We start from the raw sequence: 14217 nt of genomic DNA, 5'->3' as shown, positions 1-14217 counted from the left end.
ACAGGCGATGCGGTCGCCTCACCTGCGGAAGGCAGGCGCGCGCTAGGGCGCCTGCCCACCGTCGTCGTCGTCAGCGACCGACATGCCATCGCCGGCGCTCGCACGCGCCAGGCGTTCGGCGATGCGCTCGCGCATCGATCGCGACAGCGGCTTGTCCAGCAGGCAGTCGAACAACCACAGGCCATCGGACGCCAGGCGCGCGATGAAGCGGTCCATCGCGTCTTCGTCGTCGGCATCGTCCGGGGGCGGCATCGCCCAGCGCTGCATCACCGCCTGCCAGGCGGCGGCGTGGTCGGGGTCGGAGCCGGCTTCGAGCAGCAGCAGGAGCTCGGCGCGCGTGGCGCCGTGGACGCTGGCGCGTGCGTAGGTGGCGTGGCGCTGCGCCGGCGTCAGTGCGTCGGCGGGTGCGCCCGCGAGCCTCGCCATGGTGGTGTCCCAACGCGCGGCCATGTGCGCGTGGGTGGCGCGCAGCAGGTCTTCGCGCGAGGGGAAGTGGTAGAGCAGCCCGCCACGGGTGAAGCCCGCTTCGGCCGCCACCGCCTCATAGGTGATCGCGGTGATGCCGCTGCGCTGCACGAGCCGCACCGCGGCGTCGAGAATGGCGGTGCGGTTGTTCTGCCTCATCGGTCGCCGGTCTCCGCGTGTGCCGTGGTCAGTGCCCTGCCTCGGGCGCCTGCCCGTAGCGGCCGCGCAGCAGCGCGGCGGTGATCGCCGCGGCCGCGGCCAGCGCCGCGGCGGTGATCATGACGACCACCACGAAGGCGCGATCATAAGCGCTCACCGCAGCCTGCACGAAGGCCTCGCCCGCGCCGTGCCCGCTCTCGGCGAGTGCCAGCGCATCGATCAAGCCGGCCTGCGCGGCGGCCGGCGCGCCTTCGGGCAGCACCATGAAGACGGTGTACAGCGCGCTCATCAGGCTGCCGAGCAAGGCCACCGCCAGCAGCGCGCCGAGTTCGTAGGAGACCTCCTCCACCGCCGAAGCCATGCCGGCGCGGTGCGCGGGCACGTTGCCGACGATGGCGATCGAGGCCACCGAGATCGTCGCGCCGAGCCCCAGGCCCGTGAGCAGGCAGCCGAGCAACGTCCAGCCGATGCCCGCGCCCAGAGTGGCGGCGAGGACGGCCGCCCCCAACGCGGCCAGGGCCAATCCGCCGCTCATCAACGGACGCAGGCCCGTGCGGTGGAGCACTGCGCCGCCGACCAGGGCGGCGGGCAACGCGCCGAGCGCCATCGTCGAGACCAGCAGGCCCGCGTGCAGCGGCGACAGCCCTTCGACCAGTTGGAAGCGCTGGGTGGTGACCAGCTGCAGGCCGCCGATGCCGAAGGTGGTGAACGCGGCGGCCAGCACCCCGGCCAGCAGGCCCGGGTGGCGCAGCAGGGCGAAATCGAGCAACGGATGCGGAAGCCGCGCCTGCCGGCGCACGAACGCCGCACCCGCCAGCACGAAGGCCGCCGCGCCGGACCCGGCCAGCACGGCATCCGGCGGTGCGCTGGCCAGCGACTTGATCCCGAGCACCAGGCCCGACAGCGCGAGCAGCGCCAGTACCGACGACCACGCATCCCAAGGCCTGCCGGCCTGCGGCCGCCCGCGTGGCGCTAGCAGCGGCGTGGCGACCAAGGCGATGGCCACGACCGGCACGTTCACCAGGAACACCGAGCCCCACCAGAAGCGCGCCAGCAGCAGCCCGCCGATCACCGGCCCGAGCGCGGCCCCCACCAGCGCCACGCTGCCCCAGATGGCGATCGCCAGGTTGCGCTCGCGGGTATCGGTGAACACCACCCGGATCAGGGCCAGGGTGGCCGGCATCATCGCCGCCGCGCCCACCGCGAGCGCGGCACGCGCGCCGATCAGCGCATTCGCGCTGGGCGAGAACGCCGCGGCCACCGAGGCCAGACCGAAGATCCACAGCCCGATGGCGAACATGCGGCGGTGGCCGATGCGATCGCCCAGGGTGCCCGCGCCCAGCAGCAGGCCGGCCATCACCAGCGGATAGGCGTTGATGATCCACAGCGCCTGGTCGCGGGTGGCGCCGAGGTCGCGCTCCAGCGACGGCAGCGCGGTGTAGAGGATGGAATTGTCGAGCGCGACGAGCAGCAGGCCCGACGCGACGGTGAACAGCAGCGCCCAGCGCTTGAAGGGGGTGGACATGGCGATCTCCGGCAGGGCGTAACTATACATTACATCCTGTATATATTGGCAGGCTGCCGTGTCCTGCAACGACGGCCGGGGACGCGCCGTAATGCGCGCAGCATCACCGGAGGTCTGGCACCGAGCACTCGGGGCGCACGTATCATGCAGCCGCACCCGACACGGCTCCGGCGCATGACGACACAGGCGAACCCCTCCCCTCACGGTGGCGCGAAGCGGGTCTCGCACGGCAGCACGGCTCCACCCGGCACCGGTTCGCCCGCCGCTGCGGGCACGGGCCCCGTCGCGGACGCACTGGCCTTCGCGTCGGCAACCGACCTGGCGGCATCGATCCGGTGCAAGCACGTCAGCGCGCTCGAACTCACCCGGCACTACATCGCGCGCATCGAGCGCTTCGACGCCGTGTTGAACGCCGTGGTGGTGCGCGACTTCGAACGCGCGCTCAACGCGGCGCGGGCGGCCGATGCGGCGCTCGCCCGGGGCGAACCGCTGGGCCCGCTGCATGGCGTGCCGATGACGGTCAAGGAATCCTTCGATGTCGCCGGATGGCCGACGACCTGGGGCGTGCCGGAGCATCGGCACCACATCGCCCGGCACGATGCGGCGGTGGTCGAGCGTCTGAAGGCGGCCGGCGCGCACCTGCTGGGCAAAACCAACGTCGCGCTGCGCCTCGGCGACTGGCAGAGCTACAACGACGTGTACGGCACGACCCGCAACCCGTGGGATCCGGCACGCTCGCCGGGCGGCTCCTCCGGCGGTGCCGCCGCGGCACTGGCGGCCGGCCTCACCGGCCTGGAGCTCGGCTCCGACATCGGCGGCTCGATCCGGAATCCGGCGCACTTCTGCGGCGTGTACGGGCACAAGCCCACCTACGGCATCGTGCCGACAGCCGGCCACAACCCGCCCGGCATCGTCTCGGTGCAGGACATGAATGTCGTCGGGCCGCTGGCGCGAAACGCGGACGATCTGCAACGGGCGCTGGAGATCGTGGCCGGCCCCGACCGGCTCCGGTCACCGGGCTGGCGGCTCGAACTGCCGCCACCACGCACGCGCACCTTGCGTGGCCTGCGCGTTGCGATCTGGCCGGACGAGGCGTCGTTCCCCACGTCCACCGAAATCTCCGATCGCGTGCAGGCCGTGGGCGACCGGCTCGCCCGCGCCGGTGCCACCGTCTGCGACCGGGCGCGACCGGCGCTCTCGCCGAAGGCCTCGTACGCGACCTATCTGGGCCTGTTGGGATCCACCGGGCTCGCGCAGTTGCCCGACGCCTATCACGCCGCCAACCAGGCCGCGGCTGCAGCGCTCGATCCGGACGATGCCTCGCCGCTGGCGATCCTCACCCGGGCCCGCGTGCTCGACCACCGGCGCCGATCCGATCTCGACGAGGCGCGCACGCGCATGCGTCTGCAGTGGCGCGCGTTCTTCGACGAATGGGATGTAGTGATCTGCCCGGTGTCGGCCACGACGGCCTACGCACACGATCATCGGCCCAAGCCCGAGCGGGTGCTGACCGTCGATGGCGTGCCGTCATCGCACTACGAACAATACGTCTGGGTCGGTCTGGCGAGCGCGGCCTACCTGCCGAGCACCACGTGTCCCACCGGCCCGTCGCGCGACGGGCTGCCGATCGGTTTGCAGATCATCGGCCCCGAGTACGGCGACCGCACCACGATCGAAGTGGCGCGGCTGATCGCGCAGGAGATCGGCGGCTTTCGTCGGCCGCCGGGATTCGGGGGCTGAGGAACGCCGAACGGCATGGCGGCGAGGCGCCATCGCCCTGCGACGGGGCGAGTGCGCGTTGCGATGGACGCTTCAATGCACGCAGGGGTCTCGCACGACATCGGCATAACGGCCGGACACGCCACGCGCCTCCGCGCATCGGCTAGTCGTCCCCGTCGCGCCCACGACGTGCACCCGTAAGTGAACCTGACCCCGTTAAAAGCGCGGCCGCGGCAGCGCCAGCACCGCCGTGCCCCAGGCCAGCAACGCGCACAGCGCGATCGCCGGGACCATCGTCGCCGTGCTGTGGTCCATGAAGGGGCCGGTGAGCACGATCATCAGCCCGCCGGTGAGCATCTGGATCGTCCCGCCCATCGACGAGGCCAGGCCGGCGATGTCGGGGTGCGGGTCCAGCGACATCACCATCGCCGTGGGCAGCACCAGGCCGAGGCAGGCGTTGGCGACGAACAGGACGGCCATCACCACCGGCAACGCATCGATGCCCAGCAGCACCAGCACGGCCAGCGTCGACGCGAACCCTGCGAAGCCGGTGATCGCCAGCGCGATCACCCGCTCCATGCCGTAGCGCTCGGACAGCCCGCCGGCGAACTGCGACGCGGCGAAGAAGCCGACCGCGTTGACCGCGAAGGCCAGCGAGAAGCCGGTCGGGCTGAGGCCGTACTGGCGGGTGTAGACGAAGCTGGCCGTCGACAGGAACACGAAGAAGCTCGACATGCCGAAGCCGCCGATCATGATCAGGCCCATGAAGCGGCGGTCGGTGAGCAGCCGCCGGGCGCCGGCCAGCATCGGCGCCAGCCGCACCGGCCGACGACGCGCCGGTTCGAGCGTCTCCGGCAGCACGAACACGATCAGCGCCAGGCTGACCAGCGCCGCGACGCCGAGCACGGCGAAGATCTCGCGCCATCCGCCCCAGGCCATCACGATCGAGCCGGTCAGCGGCGCGAGCATCGGCGACACCGAGATGACGATCATGATCGCCGCCATCATCCGCGCCGCGTCCGGGCCGCTGGCCATGTCGCGGATCACCGCGCGCGGCACCACCATCAGGGTGGCCGCGCCCAGCCCCTGCAGCGCGCGCGCGGCGATCAGCCAGCCGATGGTGGGCGCCAGCGACGCCGCCACCGTGGCCGCCAGAAAGATCACCACGCCGATCACCAGTGGCCGCTTGCGGCCGACGGCATCGGACATCGGCCCGTAGATCATCTGCGCGATGCCGAACACCACGAAGTACGCCGTCAACGTCAGCGCCGCACCGGCCTCGCTGGTGTCGAGGTCGCGGGCGACATCGGGCAAGGCCGGCAGGTACATGTCGATCGCGAACGGACCGACGGCGGAGAGCAGGCCCAACAGCAGGGCCATGCGGAACAGGGGGGCTTGCATACGACGGCCTGTGTGGGCGGAGCGGCGGGTGGCGAACCCGGCATTGTCCGCTGCGGCGTCGGCGCGGTGAAGCCGTCAGGCAGCGCCGTGGGTAAGTGAACCTGGTACCGGTGGCTCCCCCCGGTCAGCGACGGCACCGTCAGCACGAGGCAGCGCGACCCACGCCGCGCTGCCCCGTCCTACGGTCAATGCACGTGCACAGCGCCACCCGCAGCGCCGTACACCGCCGGCATCTCCCGCACCCGGCCGCCCACACTGGGCGCGTCCAGCACCTGCGCATTGATCTGCCGCATCAAGTCCTTCATCTCGTCTGCGCCTTCGAAGATCGCCGCACCGATCACGGTGATCGTGCCGTCCGCGACATCGCTGCCGCCAGCGGCCATCAACAGATCACCCTGCGCGCGCAGCAGATCGAGCAGGCGGTCGGACGCGTCCAGCTGATCCATCGTCATGCCGAACGCGAAGTCCTGATCGGTCTTCGCAGCGGAGCCGACGGACTCGACATGGCCGGATGCCACGTCCTCGCCGGTGTCGTCTGCATCCTCGGCCCCCCGCTCCGCAGTGGCCGCCTTGCCCTTGGCCTCCAGCCGCGCCGACCAGCGCACCATGTCCAGCACCTGCTGCACCTGCTCGGCCAGCAGCTCCAGGCACCCAGCCAACGCGGGGTGATCGATCTCCGGCCCGTCCTCTTCCTCATCCACGCGTGGCTCCGCCAGGCGCGACAGGAATTCGATGTGCTGATGCAGCTTGCGCAACCGGAACTGACCCTCTTCCGGCAGGAAATAGCCCAACTCGCCACGATTCTTCGTATCGGACTTCGACATCGTCGTCTCCCTCATTCCATGAAGTGCCCGTCCACAGGTGTGGACGGGAAGTCGGGAGGCTAGAAACCGCTGTGAGCCGGCGGGCGTATTCCCCCGAAGGGGGTTGTATTAGCCGCCCTCCCGACGCAGGCATCGCGTCGGTCCATGCCTGCAAGCGTGCAGGCACAAAAAACCCACCGGTTTGACGGAGGTGGGGACCGCTCACAGGGGAGTTTCTAGGCTCCTTGGGTTCGAGTCTGCTACGCGTAGGGCTGGATGGTCAAGCTTCAGGATGCCGCAATTGGGAAATTTCGTTGTAGGAATTTGCCGCCGGATACGGTCAGAATGGCCCTACTGTTCGGCCTTATGAAAGTGAACCTGACTCGTTATCGGGTCCGATCAGATCGCGCAAAGCCTTAGATCGTTGTGATGGTCTGCCAGCACCGCGGCGGTATCGAACGACGTGAGGAAATCGACGTCGACTTGGCCATCTCATTCCGATCGCGCGCATGCGTACCTCGCTGCAGAAGCAGGTAGACGACCTACGCGGCGAGGGGCGCTTCGGTTTGCCGGGCAGCGGTTCGATCTCGACGTAGTACACATGCGCACCGTCAGCGCTGACTAGGCTAATCTGACTAGATCGCGGCCGGCTTCATCAGCCCAGCCCATTCCGTATCGAGAAAAAGGTTGCGCATCACGGATCCTATGAGGTGCCCCTGGTCGGAATCGAACCTACGTGGCCGCGCTCATCTGGCGCGTGCTTTCACCGGGGCATAAGGCCGGCGCTTTCACCAACGCAAGCAGCAGGGGCGTGATCCCTAGTCGAGATCACACTCTTATCCGTGAAGTGCGCTGGCTTGAGCAATGATGCATGCGCTCGATGATGCCACAGAAGCTGATTGCGGCCATGCGCTCAAGGAGTAGGAGCGGCACCTCAGCCCCTTCTTCCACGCTGCAGTCATGCGCACCATGTTGCAGCACGCTCCAGCTTCGCAGCTCGCATGCGACGCGATTGCTTTGCTTCAGCTCCCTCCAACCTGGATTGGAAGCTCGGTGATCGGCAGCATGGGCTTCAAGGACGTAAAGGACTGGAGCACCTCTTCATAAATCGAGGGGTGCTTTGGTGCAGTGACGGTCACAACTAGCGCATAGCGGAGATGGGGCATGTTCGATGGCGCGTTCTTGTAGCCGGGCTGGCGAGCCATGTAATGCACGTCGAAGACTGGATCCTTCAGGGATGAACCCATCTTCCGTACTGTCGCGTCACGAACGGTGTCCCACTTGAGTGCATCGATCCGCATTGCTTGTTCCGTTTTTCTCCCAACCCCTTCAAAGAACGAATCCGATTTCGGAAAATCCGGGTGCGGCTTCCATCCTGCAGGGGCGTCTTTCGGACGCGCTGGAAATTTGCCCGAGTGGGGGCGGAATGTAATTCCCAATCCAGCCCTGGTGTAGTCCCCGGGCGCATGCGGATCTGTCTCACTCAAGTAGCAGAACGTCGCGCGAATCGACAGCTTACCGTCGATGCCGCCAGCAGGAATCGGTATTGCTACGCGACTGACTTTGGAGGGGGCTATGACGCCCTGATAGAGAATGCGAACACTGTTTTCGGGACAGATTGCAATGTCCCCGACCTCCGACGCTGCGAGTCCCCAGCCGACCTCTTCGCGCGGGTGTTCCCCACGCTCCGCGCTGTGAATCATCAAGGCTCGCACTGCAAGCGGCGTAAACGTCCGACCGAAGTGCGCACGCACACCTGCAGCAACACGCATGACGCTGGGTGCAGAAAGGCTGGTACCCGTCAATCCAGCCAGCGCACCTCCTGGCATGAGCACGCTGAACTCATCTCCCGCGATGCCTCCAAAGTGAAGCAGGTCCGGCTTGACCAAACCCGGCGACCGTCCGGGCCCCACTGAGCTGTAAGGGGCCCGCTTCCAGCCTTCGCCTGCGCTGTCGCTCGCGCCTACTGCGATGGCATTTACGCAATCGCCTGGAACGAGGACGCGGTTGAGAGGTGGCGGCTGATCGCCGTCATTGCCAACTGCAATCGTCCCGAGCACCGAAGATTGATGAAAGTGATCGTCTAGCATGGTCGTCCATGCGCTGACTTTGTCATGGCCGGTGATCTCGTCCGGACCAATGCTCAGCGAAACGAACTCGTAGGCACTCGCGTTGAGAATCTTGTCCACGTACAGCATGGCGCTGTACATCGCCGCATCGGTGTCTGCGCCTACGCATCGATAGTGATCGACATGACAGTAGGGCCGTGACTGGAGGCCAGGCGCCATGTGTCCGAACAACAGCGCAGATGTTACCGCGACACCATGCCCGAGACCCTCAGGTGTGGCGGCACCAATTCCATCCTTGGCGGTGGGTTCGATCCGCGTGGCCCACTGACTGAAGGGGTGATCTTCGGGTAGGCCCCCATCGAAGACCGCGACCTTGCAGTCGGGGTCCAATGGGCCTTCTGGAGGCAGGACGATGCGAGGACTGGGCTTCGCGGTCCGCAAGACCTTCGGCGCGTCGACAGGCCTCAATACGGGCATAGGGCGAATCGCCCTCACGAACGAGAAATCCGCAACTCGCTTCGCCGCCGCTGCAGTGCCGCGCGCCGAGATAAATAAAAGACCTCGCGATTGATACACCTTGGAGCTTAGCTTCAGGCCACACGCCTGAGCGAAATCGTTGAACGCATCTTCCCAAACGTGATCTTGGAGCGGGTCGAAGTGAACGACGACCTCAAGGTTGGACTCTTTCTTCGAGAGATCAGACTGGACGCGCTCTTCGCGCGTCTGCGCTTCAATCGTTTCGATCTTGATGATGTCTCTTGCAAGCGGATCGTCCGACTGGAGTTCGGAAATCCGATGCGCAAGGTGTGTGAAAGACTTCTTTGTGCCAGCAAGAAACAACACAGTCGAAGCTGCGCCGCCAGGATAGTCATGGCCGCGGCCAAGCCGTGGCTTGACGAATTTAGGCATGCTCCCTATGAAGCGAAGCTGCGCCTCGCGCAGCAACTCGTCTGGGAAGTTTGATCGAGAGTAGAAGCTCGGATGCAAGGTCATCATCGAAACAACGTTGCCACCGGGGCAAGCTTCCGGTGGCAATTCCTCGAAGACCGTCGCTTGCGCATCCAGCTGCGCGCGTAGGTAGTCGCGTTGCGCCTCGACTGTGTACGGCGGCTGACCATCATTGGGGCCCGAGCGGTACTGGCTGGGGCTCGTCAGGGTCTCACCCAGACCCAGCAGGAACTTCGGCTGATCCGTCATCGATGCTCACTCCTTGTAATGCACTCTTGAGGGTTTCCCGAGCGATCTTGGTGATACGACTCGCCTCACGCTGGGAAATTTTCACGTCAGCCACCAGGCTCACTGCAACGCGCTTGCGCGCCTCACGTGAGAGCGCATCGTTGCGCTCAATCACGATTTCCTTGATCGCAGTGACACCTTCTTTCTGACCGCCAAGCACAGTAGAACGCCGCACACGATTCAAGTCACGCACATAATCGCTGTAAGACGTGTCTGATAGCAGATCAGCGAGAAGCTTCGTCCAGCTGGCAGGCACGCGCGTCACAGCTTTGGAACTGAGGGATTCGCCCAGGATGGTCAGTTGCGACGCATCGGGACGCGGAAACACGATCGTCTGCTCGAATCGACGCAGCACTGCGGAGTCGAGCAGCTGCACATGGTTGGTTGCCGCAATCAGAAGATGCGTCGCAGGCCATAGGTCAATCTCCTGCAGCAGCACCGTTACCAGACGCTTCAGCTCTCCGACATCGCCAGAGTCGTCTCGATGTTTGGCGATCGCGTCGATCTCGTCCAACAGCAGCACGCAAGGCGTGCGCTTGGCATAGTCAAAAACCTGTCTGAGGTTGCTGCCGGACTTACCCAGTAATGAACTGAGAATGGTCGCCAAGTCGAGAATGACCAAGGGCAGCCCCAAGGCGCTGGCAACTTGACGCGCACCTTCCGTTTTACCGACACCGGGCGGCCCGCTGAAGAGCACTGACGTCGGCGCCGACAGCCCGCTCTCTTCCAACCGCTTTCGCGCACGACGCTCGGCGATGATCTGGCGTACTTGACGCTCAACCGTGGTATCCCAAACGAGCGCATGCCTGGGCTGCGGCTCATCTTCGATTCGCACAAGGTCGAGCTTCGAATCCCCATCGACTGGAGGCGGGATCACGTTCGAAATCTTCAGGTTCGACATTGAACGCGCTTGCACGGCTTTGGTGGCAGGCTGCGCTGGAAACACAACCTGCTGCAACAAATCAGCAAGCTCGTCACCTTCCGAGCGGAGCTGCCTGATCAGACGAAGTGCCTGAATGCGAATGCGCTCGACGTCTCCGGATGCACCGAGCCGGGCGAAGTGGACTATTTCTCGCCTAAGAAGCTCGATTTGGCTGTCTTCGTCCATAACCCATTGATTCATATACAAATAAAACTCTGCTCGGGTGGACTAGTTTCGTTAGTGTTACATAGCCGTATCGGTTGTACAATGCTCCTGCTGGCCTTCTGGCCAGCAGGAGCGCACATCGGAACCACACTCCAGGACGCGTGTTTCAGCACTTCATTGCCTACGTCGGGAGCTTGTTCATGAAAGTTGTTAGCGCAAAGGCGTCGCTTTCCAAAAAGGCCGAAGAAGTCCTGTCATCTCGCGACTCTGCGCGTGAGGTGCTCAAGATGGTGATCGAGGCACAGTCGAGCACAAAGTCGCGCGTGCTGCGGATCAAGAGCGGCGCTGTCATTTCGACTGAGGCTCCTAAAGTAGCCCCCAAGGCATAACCGGATGGGGCTGAGCCTCTCGGTATTGGTGGCGCTTGTCCTGCTGCTGCCTGGTGCGGCCTTTGTATTTGCAGTCACCCGGCTGCATAGCCCGACGGCTCCTTCAACTGGTCTAGAACAGCAGCTGAGCCTGAGCCTGGCAGTTGCGTTGCTCGCCGCCATCTTTGCGCACGCTGTTGCGATGGGCGCGTTGTTGGTCGTGTCAGCCTGCCTGCCTCTGCACACGCCAGACCTGGTCGCAGTCGTCCATCTGCTCGCTGGTGGCAGTGGGGCCCACGCGCTGGATGCGGCAAGAGCCTTGGGCGGACACCCGTTTTGTATCAGCGCCTACTTCCTGCTAGCCACAGCATCGATGTGGTTGCTCGGCAAGCGAGCCAACAAGGTACTGCGCCACCGCGAGCAGGCGGACTGGTTCAGTCTCCTGCGTCCCGAGGACGTCGGGTTTGTGGTGCTAACAGCAGACTTCGTGATGGGCGGTGAGACTGTCTTGTACAAAGGTGTGGTCAAGGAGTTCCGCATCGCCAAGACGGGGGAGCTGGAGCGTGTCGTGCTCAAGATCGCTGCCCGCAAGCCATTGTCGCGAGCCAGCCTCCCCGAACAGCCTGTGCCGGTGCGTGGATACGACCCCGATCAAAGCGATCTCTGGCCTGACGAGCTGGATGATTCGCCTCGCTCGCTCGGGCACGATTGGATCGAGATCCCTGGCGAGGCAGTAGTCCTGCAGATGAAAGACGCCAAGACGATCAACTTGGACTACTTCTGGATAACGAGTACGTCCTAATTCGTCCCCGCACCAGCACGATCCGCGCGGTCGTATGCAAGCGGATCCCTGGTATTTGAACGCCTGCACCAAGAGGGTGATTTCATCCAGTGCAGCAGGATCCTCAGTCGTCGGCATCTGCGAACAGTGCTGTCGGCCATCGCACCGGAAGCGTTGCACGGGCGCTGGCAGGACACGCGTCACGCCGGGCATCGGTGTCGCGGTTGCGGCGAGCGGTGCAGGTGCGGCCGCATCCGACACAAGGACATGGCGATAGCCGGCCACGCAGCCGCGGCGACGAGTAACAGATGATCAACATGCGCATGGCGGTGAATGCCTCGCATTCGGATACGGATGTGGGTGTGTCGCGCGCGGTCTTCGCCGCGTGCCCCGGCAGGCCAGACAATCAGAACAACGTGCCTTGGCTCGGCACAGACGTCTCGTCCGGTGCTGATGCCGACGCGATCTGCGCCGGCGTCGCCCCCAGCCGCCCCGCCAGACCCGACACCCGCACCGCATGCCGGGCCAGCGCCTCGCGCAGGACCTGTGCGCTGCCGGCCACGTGCAGACGGGCGCGGGCGCGGGTGATGGCGGTGTAGACCAGCTCACGCGAGAGCACGCGGCCGGGCTGGCGCGGCAGTTGCAGCCAGACCTCGTCGAACTCGCTGCCCTGCGCCTTGTGCACGGTCATGGCGAAGGCGCTCTCGTGCGCGGGCAAGGCGGCGGGATGGAAACCGCGCACCTCGCCCGGGGCGTTGCCGGGAAACCAGGCGACGAGCGCGCCGTCGGTGTCGCGCAGGCAGAGGCCGATGTCGCCGTTGAACAGGCCGTGGCGGTAGCTGTTCTCGGTGATCAGCAGCAGGCGGCCGTGGAACTGCGCCGGCGCCGGGCCGGTGCGGCGGCCGGACAGCAGGTCCTCGATGCGGGCGTTGAGGCCGCGCGCGCCCTGCGGGCCTGCGCGCACGGCGGTGAGCAGGCGCCGCTGCCCGGCACGGGCGAGCGCGGTGGCCGGGTCCGGGGCGTCGGCGAGGCTGCGGAAGTGGGCGAGCCAGTCGTCGCGCCGAACCTCGAAGGGATCGAGGATGTCCTCGTGGAAGCGCACGCCGCGCAGGGTGCCGGCGCGCAGCAGGGCCAGGGCGGTGTCGGCATCGCCGGTGCGCGCGGCGTCGGCGAGCGGGGCGAGGTCGAAGTCGAGATGCTGGCGGTAGCCGCGCAGCAGCTGCACGCGGTGGCCGCGCAGGCCGGCGGCGGCGGGTTCGGTGGGCACGGCATCGCCCAGCAGCGGTTGCAGCGCGCGGGCGTCGTCGTCGCGCAGGGCATGGCCGGGACCGGCGGCGTCGAGGATCGCAGCGAGCACGTCGCCGGCCTCCACCGAGGGCAGCTGGTCGGCATCGCCCAGCAGGATGAGCTGGGTGCCGTCGGCCACGGCGTCCACCAGTTTGCACATCAGCGGCAGGTCGACCATGGAGGCTTCGTCGACCACCAGCAGGTCGAGCGGCAGCGGGTGGTCGGCGTGGTGGCGGAAGGTGGGGCTGTCCGGGAGGGTGCCGAGCAGGCGATGCAGGGTGCTGGCGGTGTCGGGCAGGGCCGCGGGCAGCGCGGCGACGAGGGCGGGGTCGATGCCGTGGGCGTCGAGCGCGGTCGCGATGGCGGCGACGGCGCGGCGCAGGCTCTCGGCCATGCGCTCGGCGGCGCGGCCGGTGGGTGCGGCCAGGGCGATGCGCGGCGGTGCGCGGCCGGCACGCAGGGCCTGGACGATGCGCAGCACCAGCACGCGGGCGATGGTGGTGGTCTTGCCGGTGCCGGGGCCGCCGGTGACCAGCAGCAGCGCGCGGCGCATGGCGAGCGCGGCGGCGCGGGCCTGGCGGTCTTCGTGGGGGCGATGCTCCGGGAGAGGCGCGCCAGGAGCGCCCTCACCCGCCCTGCGGACACCCTCTCCCGCATGCGGGAGAGGGGATGCGGGGGTCGGGGTGCCGGGGGCGTCGGGGAACAACGCGTTGAAGACGTCGGCGACGGGGGCGATGGCGTCGGCGGTGGACGTGGCGCCGTCGGTGGCCGGCGCGTGCGCGGCGATGCGCAGCAGGCCGGCCGCCAGGCGCGCTTCGTATTCGCGGTAACGGCGCAGGTAGAGCAGAGGCGCGCCGTCGATGGCTTCCAGTACCAGCGGTGCGTCGGCGGCGGACGCCGCCAGCGGATCGTCGGGGGTGGTGATCCACGGCGAGGCGCGCAGCTGGTCGAGCCAGGCCTCGGGCGCGGGCCACGCGAGATCGGCCTCCACCAGCAGGCGCGGCTGCGCGGGGTCGAGGCCGGCGTGGCCGTTGGCCACCGCCAGCGAGGCCAGCGCGGCGGCGGCGAGCACGGCGTCGGGCGTCTCCGGCTGCAGGCGCTTCAGGGTCTGGGCGAAGGCGTGATCGAGCGTGCGCAACGCGCCGGACTGGGTGAGGGGTTGGAACAGAGGGGCGGTCATGGTGGGGGGCTCGGCCACTGCACCGGGCGTGCTGCGCGGGGGGGTGCGGGGTGCTGGGGCGCTCGGGCGTCTCGGGTACGGCAGGGACCGGAAAGGCTTCGGGGTTCGGCCGGGGGCGGGGGGCCGAAGAGCGCCCT

Annotated in this window: 9 protein-coding genes; 2 read left to right on the top strand and 7 right to left on the bottom strand. The window is 67.0% G+C overall.

Going from position 1 to position 14217, the window contains the following annotated elements:
* Positions 1 to 42: 42 nt before the first annotated feature.
* Entirely contained in the window at positions 43 to 624 is a 582-nt protein-coding gene (locus tag RG19_RS15770) for a TetR/AcrR family transcriptional regulator (protein WP_058836105.1), read from the bottom strand.
* 28 nt (positions 625 to 652) lie between these two features.
* A complete protein-coding gene (locus tag RG19_RS15765; RefSeq protein WP_058836675.1) occupies positions 653 to 2149 on the bottom strand; it encodes an MFS transporter in 1497 nt (498 codons plus the stop codon).
* Between the two features lie 174 nt (positions 2150 to 2323).
* On the opposite strand from RG19_RS15765, the gene RG19_RS15760 reads away from it, so the two are divergent.
* Positions 2324 to 3889 carry an amidase gene (locus RG19_RS15760; RefSeq protein WP_082672721.1) on the top strand — a complete coding sequence of 522 codons (1566 nt, stop codon included), beginning with the start codon at positions 2324 to 2326 and terminating at the stop codon, positions 3887 to 3889.
* 195 nt (positions 3890 to 4084) lie between these two features.
* Here RG19_RS15760 and RG19_RS15755 read toward each other — a convergent pair whose 3' ends face one another.
* The 4 genes from RG19_RS15755 to RG19_RS15740 all read right to left on the bottom strand — a co-directional run bounded on the left by RG19_RS15755 (position 4085) and on the right by RG19_RS15740 (position 10500).
* The gene (locus RG19_RS15755; RefSeq protein WP_058836104.1) at positions 4085 to 5269 is read right to left on the bottom strand and encodes a multidrug effflux MFS transporter; all 1185 of its coding nucleotides are present in this window, start codon (positions 5267 to 5269) and stop codon (positions 4085 to 4087) included.
* A gap of 185 nt (positions 5270 to 5454) precedes the next feature.
* Positions 5455 to 6093, bottom strand: a complete 639-nt coding sequence (locus RG19_RS15750; protein WP_157515303.1) for an XAC0095 family protein — start codon at positions 6091 to 6093, stop codon at positions 5455 to 5457.
* Positions 6094 to 7094: 1001 nt separating this feature from the next.
* Positions 7095 to 9338 (bottom strand): S8 family peptidase, encoded by a 2244-nt coding sequence (locus tag RG19_RS17375; protein WP_082672720.1) that lies wholly within the window; start codon positions 9336 to 9338, stop codon positions 7095 to 7097.
* Positions 9301 to 10500 (bottom strand): AAA family ATPase, encoded by a 1200-nt coding sequence (locus RG19_RS15740; protein ID WP_082672719.1) that lies wholly within the window; start codon positions 10498 to 10500, stop codon positions 9301 to 9303. Before RG19_RS15740 ends, RG19_RS17375 begins: the two co-directional genes overlap by 38 nt.
* Before the next feature lie 357 nt (positions 10501 to 10857).
* Between RG19_RS15740 and RG19_RS15735 the strand changes: the two genes are divergently transcribed.
* Complete coding sequence (locus RG19_RS15735; protein ID WP_058836100.1) at positions 10858 to 11634, top strand: hypothetical protein; 777 nt, start codon at positions 10858 to 10860, stop codon at positions 11632 to 11634.
* Between the two features lie 385 nt (positions 11635 to 12019).
* On the opposite strand, the gene recD is transcribed toward RG19_RS15735, so the two are convergent.
* Positions 12020 to 14080, bottom strand: a complete 2061-nt coding sequence (gene recD, locus RG19_RS15730; protein ID WP_058836099.1) for an exodeoxyribonuclease V subunit alpha — start codon at positions 14078 to 14080, stop codon at positions 12020 to 12022.
* Positions 14081 to 14217 lie beyond the last annotated feature (137 nt).

The sequence above is a fragment of the Luteimonas abyssi genome (assembly GCF_001482195.1).
GTDB classification, from domain to species: domain Bacteria; phylum Pseudomonadota; class Gammaproteobacteria; order Xanthomonadales; family Xanthomonadaceae; genus Luteimonas; species Luteimonas abyssi.
The sequence above is the reverse complement of the archived record's forward strand: the minus strand, read 5'-3'. Positions and strand labels throughout refer to the sequence as shown.

What these genes read in the sequence shown, in the direction of transcription:
- RG19_RS15770 (WP_058836105.1), bottom strand. Translation starts at nt 624, where the DNA reads ATGAGGCAGAACAACCGCACCGCCATTCTCGACGCCGCGGTGCGGCTC.
- RG19_RS15765 (WP_058836675.1), bottom strand. Translation starts at nt 2,149, where the DNA reads ATGTCCACCCCCTTCAAGCGCTGGGCGCTGCTGTTCACCGTCGCGTCG.
- RG19_RS15760 (WP_082672721.1), top strand. Translation starts at nt 2,324, where the DNA reads ATGACGACACAGGCGAACCCCTCCCCTCACGGTGGCGCGAAGCGGGTC.
- RG19_RS15755 (WP_058836104.1), bottom strand. Translation starts at nt 5,269, where the DNA reads ATGCAAGCCCCCCTGTTCCGCATGGCCCTGCTGTTGGGCCTGCTCTCC.
- RG19_RS15750 (WP_157515303.1), bottom strand. Translation starts at nt 6,093, where the DNA reads ATGTCGAAGTCCGATACGAAGAATCGTGGCGAGTTGGGCTATTTCCTG.
- RG19_RS17375 (WP_082672720.1), bottom strand. Translation starts at nt 9,338, where the DNA reads ATGACGGATCAGCCGAAGTTCCTGCTGGGTCTGGGTGAGACCCTGACG.
- RG19_RS15740 (WP_082672719.1), bottom strand. Translation starts at nt 10,500, where the DNA reads ATGAATCAATGGGTTATGGACGAAGACAGCCAAATCGAGCTTCTTAGG.
- RG19_RS15735 (WP_058836100.1), top strand. Translation starts at nt 10,858, where the DNA reads ATGGGGCTGAGCCTCTCGGTATTGGTGGCGCTTGTCCTGCTGCTGCCT.
- recD (WP_058836099.1), bottom strand. Translation starts at nt 14,080, where the DNA reads ATGACCGCCCCTCTGTTCCAACCCCTCACCCAGTCCGGCGCGTTGCGC.